Here is a 7,067-nt window from a genome sequence, read left to right as displayed (position 1 = left end):
GGCTCTCCGCCGGCCTCTTCCGATTCTTCATCACGGTCAACAACACGAGCTGCTTTCCTCCTGCAGCTGGGACCTGCCCGCCTACAATCGCTCTGGCTCCGCAACGACGTCCAGGTATGGCCAAACAGCAGGGGAGAGAGATGCTCACTGCTCCAACACTCCTTGCGGATTTCCACCGGTCTCTTCCGGTTCTTCTACACGTTCAGCCGCACGAGCTGCTTTTTACTGACGCCGAGGCCTCATCCACCACAACTTTCCGAACATTAGACAACCCAATCCTTAACTGCCTTACTCAAACTAATCATCTCAAATAGAGATTAGTTGTTTTGCTCTAAACACGTATAAAATGTCGCGGTTGTGGATAAAAGATATATAGATAAAGATTATCCACAGCTCCGTTATAAAAGGTAGAAACGCTATGCGTTTCAAATAATAAAACATTTCTCCCCACACCCACCCCTTCGTTAAGGTGAATTGCAGGTTCATTAAGGAGAACATTTTCTTTTTTGAATGGTTTTGGGGGAAGTGGACACAATTCACCTTATCCCGAGAAAGGGTGCAAAAAAATAAGCAGCATCGATGGCCGCCTCTCGGGATAAGGTGCGGTAGAAAGAAATAAGGGACCAGCACTAATGAATCGGCGACTGGTTGCCGGAATTGTTTCTACCCACGCGCTGAATAGCGCCAACTGCTTTATAGAGTCTTAGCTCTGGATCGCTTACGGTTCCTATGTGGCGATCCGCCACCATAGCTTTTACAGCTGCTTCTCAAACCGTAGTCTTACCTCCCTTGAACGGTTTCCAGCAAGGTTCCATCGGTAATTTACTACGTACTGTTCGGAACGGTCGTACCCCACCATGGAGTCACACGGCATCGGAGTACACTTCGTTATTGCCTTACATATGCTTCCGATCTTGCTAGTGTCTCCCGACAGTAGGTAAACGGAAGCTAAGCCGGCTTCACTTGGCCCTGGTTAGGGGCTAGTGGCCACGGCTCGACGTGGCAACCCGGAAATAACCGTACACTTGGGGTAAGGCGCCCTCCTGTACGATGGACAGTTTTTTACGTGTGCTCCTGTCACATTTGTTGCATAACCACGCAGATGGCAGGATCTGACCCGGCTTACGTTATCCTAAAAAAGACAATAGGAAACTAAGCCTTTGGTGATCATTTTTTTGTTAAAATGTACCAAACGCCGCTATATAAAGTTGTTTTGAGTTTTATCTATGATTCAATAGAGTTGCTTGAAGCATTTTCTCTACGAATACCGCAAATAATCTGATCCTTGTTTTCGCTTATTTATAGGCGAAAAGTATGTAGTAATTTGTCGAAATAAGGTCTATAGTACGAATTATTCTTGTTGAAAATCTATCAAATGCTTGTTATAATCTTTGCATAGACAGATTTTAGACAACAAGAAAGCAGGCCCATGAAAGTACATTTTTTCAAAAAATGCTTCATGTGCTTTTGGGTTTTTGGGTTCTTGGGTTCTTGGGTTCTTGGTAGTTTTTGGCCTCTTGTTTTTTGCAGGAACTGTTGGTAGCAGCTCACCTGCCGTTACATCTCTTGTGGTGATCTAAGCTGGTAACTTAGATCAACCAGGTTGAATGGATTTGGTAGATCCAACTCAACCGTTTAGTAAATTCTCTCAAAGCGATTTTTGTTAACCTAGCCTGGTAAGCTAGGTTTTTTACTGTCATCAGGTATTAAATGGGAAATATAAAAGCCCTGCATCTTCATCCGAAATAGGGAAGAGACGCAGGGCTGTCAGACCAGATTATGTAACAAAAAACCTGCACAATGTGCTTTCAAATATACCTCTTTAACCTTGATAACCCCAAAGAATTTTGGTATAATTAACGTAAATACGTTAAGAAAGTCATTGAGTTTGGCCTGTTCCCGATGTCTCTTATCGGATGAGCAGTTTAAGAAGTTCCCAGCTTCTTAAAACCGCCTGAACTTGATGGCTTTTTTATATTCAGTTAATTGATGACAGAGTTTTAAATATTTCCTTGTTGAATATAATACCATACCCTTCTAGCAAAATAAAGTCGAAATTTGGGAAAATGTAACTAGGTATTAATACCCATATTCTATGAATGAGATTAATTATCCATGTTATGTGAATCTTTTTGTGCTTATTGGAGTATACTTTTAATGTATCAGACCGTTCTTGGTATAAAACTGCTTGAGAAGGAGAAGGAACGTATATTTATGTTCCTTCTGTCTTTCTCACTAGTGTTTGCAGGGCCGGAGAGAGGAATAGAAGTTTCCTGTGCTTTAGTGAGTTGGGTAACTGATATAAATTTCTACTTAGAAGGTTACCACTCAAGGAAAATGGGGTATAATTATTAAGAGGACATTAATAGCTTAAACATATACATAAAGAATACAAAAATGCCGCGATTTTTGCGGCATTTTTGTATGTTACTTTCGTTCTATTTCCTCGTTTATAATAAATTATGTTTAGCAAAGATCCTAACCACCTCAGATATCTATTATTAACTGTTATCAATTTATGAGTGGCACAATTTACTATTGATGCTAAAATGATGGGTTAATGATAGCCAACATTATTTGATATATTTCCGAAAGAATTAGTCTTCTAACGAACTTATAAGGGGGCCTAAATATGAGCAATTTAAAAGGAGATGAAGTAACATATTCCCTAAATCTTCATTCAAAAGAGATCCAGACAGTAGGGAAATTAGATATTGAGGCTATAGATAAATTAACGGGGATTCGGTTTCCGGAGTCAGAGGTTAAAATGTACCCTGGTGCCATCAAACACATCCTAAAAAAGCACCCTGGGATTCTTGAAAAGCACGGTCACCTTATTCCTAACATGATTAGTAATCCAGATTATATTGGTCAAAATCCAAAAGTCCCCGATAGCATAGAACTAATTAAGGTTATAAATCCTCATTTGCTCCTCGCGATAAAACTTGATCCTACCGGATACTTGTTTCTATCGTCTTTTTACGAACTCGATAATGGTGAAGTCAAAGTAAGCAAACGTCTTGGAAGTGGACGTTTAGTACCATATAAATCTACAATGAGGGCTTCCGAAGCCTCCTGATGCTTGACTGTGAACGGGTTGTATTGTATTATATGATACGTAATATGTAACAGATACCACGTATAATAAGTTACGAAACATTCATAATGTATAACATGGATCATTGAGGTGGGAAAGGTTCCCCACGCGCTTACCAGCTTAGGTAAGTTACCAGAGATCAGGATACGCCGCCCTGCTATGATCCAGACAAAAAGACCTCTCAATGAGGTCTTTTTTTATTGAGATATATGGGGAAAAGAGCTGCACAACTATTACAGACATATGTACAAAATACGGATTTTGCGAACATGTGTTCGCTAGTTCTTACACACCTCACCGGCAGCCGGCGGCATCAGATCAGTTCCGAACAAGGGATAGTAGATGTATTCATATCCTACTTGCGTGGTTTGTTTGACTCGTATAATGAGACGCAAGTCAAACAGCTTGCCTAAATAAGTGCTGCATTTGTGCTTGTTAATTGCTAGATCAATAGATGCAATTGCGGAAGTAACGCCTGTCTGACCGCGGGAGTACACATAAAATAGAAAATCTTTCAGATAAGATTGCAAAGGTCCTATCAAAGCAAAAGACCTATTATTTACATTGACCATCAATGGTAGATCCGCATCCCTCAGAGCACGCTCGATGTTAAAGAAATGCTCAAAGGAGTTATTTTCGATCTGCAAATACAAAAACACTTCCAGCTTGGACTTTCTTAAATGAGCAAGTGCTTTTCCGATAACTTCGTCTACCGCCGAACTGTTGATCCAATTAATATCGAAAAGGTCCAAACAAAGGATCGTTCCCGGCTCCGAAGCCTCAATTCCCGCGATGACATGATCCCTTAACGATTTCATTTCCGATCGATCAAGCATGTCCACTATGCTCATCCTAGAAAAAACGATTGTACGCCGTTTATCCGCTGCTCTCTTCGATGTATTCATGTTTCATCCACCGAACTATGAATTATCCGCGTGATATTCGGATCCTGTTTTACTACATGCTCGCTGCTATTCGACTCGTATTCTCCCTCCCTGATCACTCGCGTAACGGAATCATCGAGAATTGCCTGCACGGACTTATCTTCCTCCTGGTATGAACTAGAAGGATGTTCTTCAACCGATCCAGAACTTCCGGAAGATTCTTCTTGGGAATGCCATGTCTCTAAGGTATCCGCTAGATCGGGTTGTTCAGGTTGAGATGCTGTGCCCCTCTGCTGATCTGGGAACGAACTTATTTCTAGATTTGAAGTCATGCGCTTGATTTCATTTAAAGTTAGCTGACAAGCAATGATGACTGCTCCCACCACAAAAACAATCGTGAGCCCTGGTTCTATTATGATCTTAATTGCTTGACTTATTTTTGATGTATTGTTTAAGAAATCGCTAAACAATAAAGGGATCAGCACTTTGAGAGCAATTGGTACTAAAATTAATAAAAATATGAGTGTGATTATTTTGGTTCTTTCATAAATAAGACGGTCCATCGTTCGTCACCTTCTATGCAAAAGACTTTTTTTCATGGTAGAGCGGCATCCCTCAGAGCAGACAGAAACGTTTATTTGAACTGTAGCATGGCCTCATGCCGTTCTATTTGATGAATTTATGTTTCATCCACCGAACTACGTATTATCCGCTTGATATCCGGATCTTCTTTTACTACATGCTCGTTGCTATTAGACTCGTGATCTGCCTCCCTGATCACTCTCATAACGGCATCAACGGGAACTGCATGCACCGACTCTCCCTTCTGATATGCACTAGAACCTTGTTCTCCAACAGTACGCGAGGTAGAACTTTCGGATGTTCCTTCATTCGAAGCCAACATGCTTTCTAGTGAATCAGCTAAGTCCGGTTGGACAACTTCAGTCTGTCGTTGGGTATAAGATTCATAAGCCGCAGCCCGCGCTGCCTGATCCCCTCCTCCGGAAAATACGATTTGAAGCATTCTACAGAAACTCACAACAATCATAACTGTAAATATCACTATCCCAAACGGTTGAACAATCAAAAGGACTTCCGCCAGCATTTTAGCAAGATTGGCTTTATCAGATGATCCACTATCCCCCGAGGAAGCTATCAAATTGATAACGCTTGGTGCGAAAATTATGAGCAATAATTTTATTACTTGCAGAATAAGTTCTCTTCGTAACTGCGCTAGTCTATCCATCGTTCGCTACCTTTCTAGGCAAGGTTCCCTATTCCTTGTCAGGAGGGAATCCCGTCATGATTAGAAAAAACGATTGTACGCCGTTTATCCGCTGCTCTCTTCGATGAATTCATGTTTCAACCACCGAACTACGTATTATCCGCTTGATATCCGGATCTTCTTTTACTACATCCTCGCTGCTATTCGACTCGTATTCTCCCTCCCTGATCACTCGCATAACAGCATCATCGGGAACTGCCTGCACCGACTTATCTTCCTCCTGATATGAACTAGGACCCTGTTCTCTAACAGTACGAGAGGTAGAACTTTCGGATGTTCCTTCATTCGAAGCCAACATGCTTTCTAGTGAATCAGCTAAGTCCGGTTGGGCTTCTTCAGCCAGTCGTTGGGTATAAGATTCATAAGCCGCAGCCCGCGCTGCCTGATCTCCTCCTCCGGTTAATACGATTTGAAACATTCTATAGAAACTTACAACAATCAAAACTGTAAATATCACTAGCCCAAACGATTGAACAGTCAAAAGGACTTCCTCAAGATTGGCTTTATCAGATGATCCACTATCCAACGAGGAAGCCATCAAACGAATAACGTTTGGTGCGAAAACAAGAAGAATTAAAATTACGACCTGCCAAACAATTTTTCTTTGTAACTGCGCTCGTCTATCCATCGTTCGCTACCTTTCTAGGTAAGGCTTCCTATCCCTTGTCGAATCTCTTCAGGAGGGAATCCCGTCATGATAAGTTTCCCTTCATTGTCAATGATGATCTCGACATTCCTTTCTTCGAATTCTTCCCGGCAATGTCGTTCTGTCAGAAGATGTATCGTTTGATTCTCCGATCCCCTCACGCCGTTTTGAGCTATGTTCTCGATCTCAAAGCGCCCATCGATCAGCACGTCAATTTGTCCCAAAATCTTCTGGCCGAGGGGCATTTTTTGAATCTCACGAAGGTAAAACCCGCTGAATACGACGATGGAATCAACCCTTTCACGCAATTCCGTGACCAATTCCAATAAGTCCTCCGGCTGAAGAAAGGGTTCGCCGCCGCTGATCGTAACCCCATCAACATCGGCCGGAATTCGCTGAATTAGATCCGGGACGGACACCTCTTTCCCTCCATCCTTGGAATGCGTGGAATTATTGAAGCAACCGGGACAAGCCAACGTGCATCCTTGGGTATGGATCATCGCCCTGTTCCCGGGGCCGTTTACGAATGTGCTTGGGGTAAAGGAATGGATTCTCATATTAACCACCGTTCACCTTCGTCGTTTGATTCGCGGCATTAACGTTGAAGAATTCCGGCTTCCGCTGTTTTTCGATCGTTTCGCCGCCAAGCGCCTCCTCATATGGAGCCGTCGCTTGTTCGCAGCTATTCCCCTCGAAACCGAATGCTTCAATGGTGAACGTCCCGTCTTTCTTACATACGATCTCGATCTTTTTTTCCATACCGGCTACCCCCTCGCTCCAACTGTTAGCACAAGCTTAATTTCCCCGTTGTCCGTACGTTGCATCTCTACTGGATGACCATGGGCTCTCGCAACCTTCAGAGCTGCTGCGGCGGTATACGCTTGTTTCAGATTGTTTCCGTCTTTGCCAATTGCTTTCTCCACGGAGCCGTCATACCAGTCTGCGCTAATATCCCAGCGTCCATCTTTTTGAATGAATGCAATGTCGTACTTCCCCTTTAGCTTGATCACATATTCAGCCTTTATCGAGTTGCCGTTCCAGCCCCGCGCTCGTTCATTTTCCGTCAGGGTCAAACCGATCAGTTTGCAAGCTTCAGCAAGCGTTTCAATATCAACGAAATTCGTTTTCTTCTCTACCCAATGTGACATGGATGCC

General features: G+C 42.7%; 8 protein-coding genes. 1 reads left to right on the top strand and 7 read right to left on the bottom strand.

The genetic code is table 11. The features are described 5' to 3' along the window. Positions 1–2,632 precede the first annotated feature (2,632 nt). A complete protein-coding gene (locus CHH67_RS21475) occupies positions 2,633–3,079 on the top strand; it encodes a PBECR3 domain-containing polyvalent protein (RefSeq protein ID WP_095267425.1) in 447 nt (148 codons plus the stop codon). A gap of 296 nt (positions 3,080–3,375) precedes the next feature. Here the strand turns inward: CHH67_RS21475 and CHH67_RS21470 are convergent, their stop codons facing one another. The 7 genes from CHH67_RS21470 to CHH67_RS21440 all read right to left on the bottom strand — a co-directional run bounded on the left by CHH67_RS21470 (position 3,376) and on the right by CHH67_RS21440 (position 7,060). Next, positions 3,376–4,002, bottom strand: coding sequence for a hypothetical protein (locus CHH67_RS21470; protein ID WP_095267424.1), 627 nt, complete (start codon positions 4,000–4,002; stop codon positions 3,376–3,378). Next, on the bottom strand, positions 3,999–4,544 hold the full coding sequence (locus CHH67_RS21465) for a hypothetical protein (RefSeq protein WP_095267423.1): 546 nt from the start codon (positions 4,542–4,544) through the stop codon (positions 3,999–4,001). The genes CHH67_RS21470 and CHH67_RS21465 overlap by 4 nt, the downstream gene beginning before the upstream one ends. 116 nt (positions 4,545–4,660) lie before the next feature. Continuing rightward, positions 4,661–5,227, bottom strand: a complete 567-nt coding sequence (locus CHH67_RS21460) for a hypothetical protein (protein ID WP_095267422.1) — start codon at positions 5,225–5,227, stop codon at positions 4,661–4,663. Between the two features lie 109 nt (positions 5,228–5,336). Then, positions 5,337–5,894: a hypothetical protein gene (locus tag CHH67_RS21455; protein WP_095267421.1), complete on the bottom strand. Its 558-nt coding sequence runs from the start codon at positions 5,892–5,894 to the stop codon at positions 5,337–5,339. Between the two features lie 14 nt (positions 5,895–5,908). Next, entirely contained in the window at positions 5,909–6,469 is a 561-nt protein-coding gene (locus CHH67_RS21450) for a 4Fe-4S single cluster domain-containing protein (protein WP_095267420.1), read from the bottom strand. Between the two features lies 1 nt (position 6,470). Next, positions 6,471–6,671 carry a DUF2997 domain-containing protein gene (locus tag CHH67_RS21445; protein WP_095267419.1) on the bottom strand — a complete coding sequence of 67 codons (201 nt, stop codon included), beginning with the start codon at positions 6,669–6,671 and terminating at the stop codon, positions 6,471–6,473. A 5-nt stretch (positions 6,672–6,676) separates the two neighbouring features. Then, on the bottom strand, positions 6,677–7,060 hold the full coding sequence (locus CHH67_RS21440) for a DUF1257 domain-containing protein (RefSeq protein ID WP_095267418.1): 384 nt from the start codon (positions 7,058–7,060) through the stop codon (positions 6,677–6,679). Positions 7,061–7,067 lie beyond the last annotated feature (7 nt).

This window comes from Paenibacillus campinasensis (assembly GCF_002272015.1).
In the GTDB taxonomy this organism is placed as follows: domain Bacteria; phylum Bacillota; class Bacilli; order Paenibacillales; family Paenibacillaceae; genus Paenibacillus_AQ; species Paenibacillus_AQ campinasensis.
Note: the sequence above shows the minus strand (reverse complement) of the source record. Positions and strands in the feature narration are given on the sequence as shown.

Coding starts and splice junctions, on each gene's coding strand:
- CHH67_RS21465 (WP_095267423.1), bottom strand. CDS start 4,544: ATGGACCGTCTTATTTATGAAAGAACCAAAATAATCACACTCATATTT.
- CHH67_RS21470 (WP_095267424.1), bottom strand. CDS start 4,002: ATGAATACATCGAAGAGAGCAGCGGATAAACGGCGTACAATCGTTTTT.
- CHH67_RS21450 (WP_095267420.1), bottom strand. CDS start 6,469: ATGAGAATCCATTCCTTTACCCCAAGCACATTCGTAAACGGCCCCGGG.
- CHH67_RS21460 (WP_095267422.1), bottom strand. CDS start 5,227: ATGGATAGACTAGCGCAGTTACGAAGAGAACTTATTCTGCAAGTAATA.
- CHH67_RS21440 (WP_095267418.1), bottom strand. CDS start 7,060: ATGTCACATTGGGTAGAGAAGAAAACGAATTTCGTTGATATTGAAACG.
- CHH67_RS21455 (WP_095267421.1), bottom strand. CDS start 5,894: ATGGATAGACGAGCGCAGTTACAAAGAAAAATTGTTTGGCAGGTCGTA.
- CHH67_RS21445 (WP_095267419.1), bottom strand. CDS start 6,671: ATGGAAAAAAAGATCGAGATCGTATGTAAGAAAGACGGGACGTTCACC.
- CHH67_RS21475 (WP_095267425.1), top strand. CDS start 2,633: ATGAGCAATTTAAAAGGAGATGAAGTAACATATTCCCTAAATCTTCAT.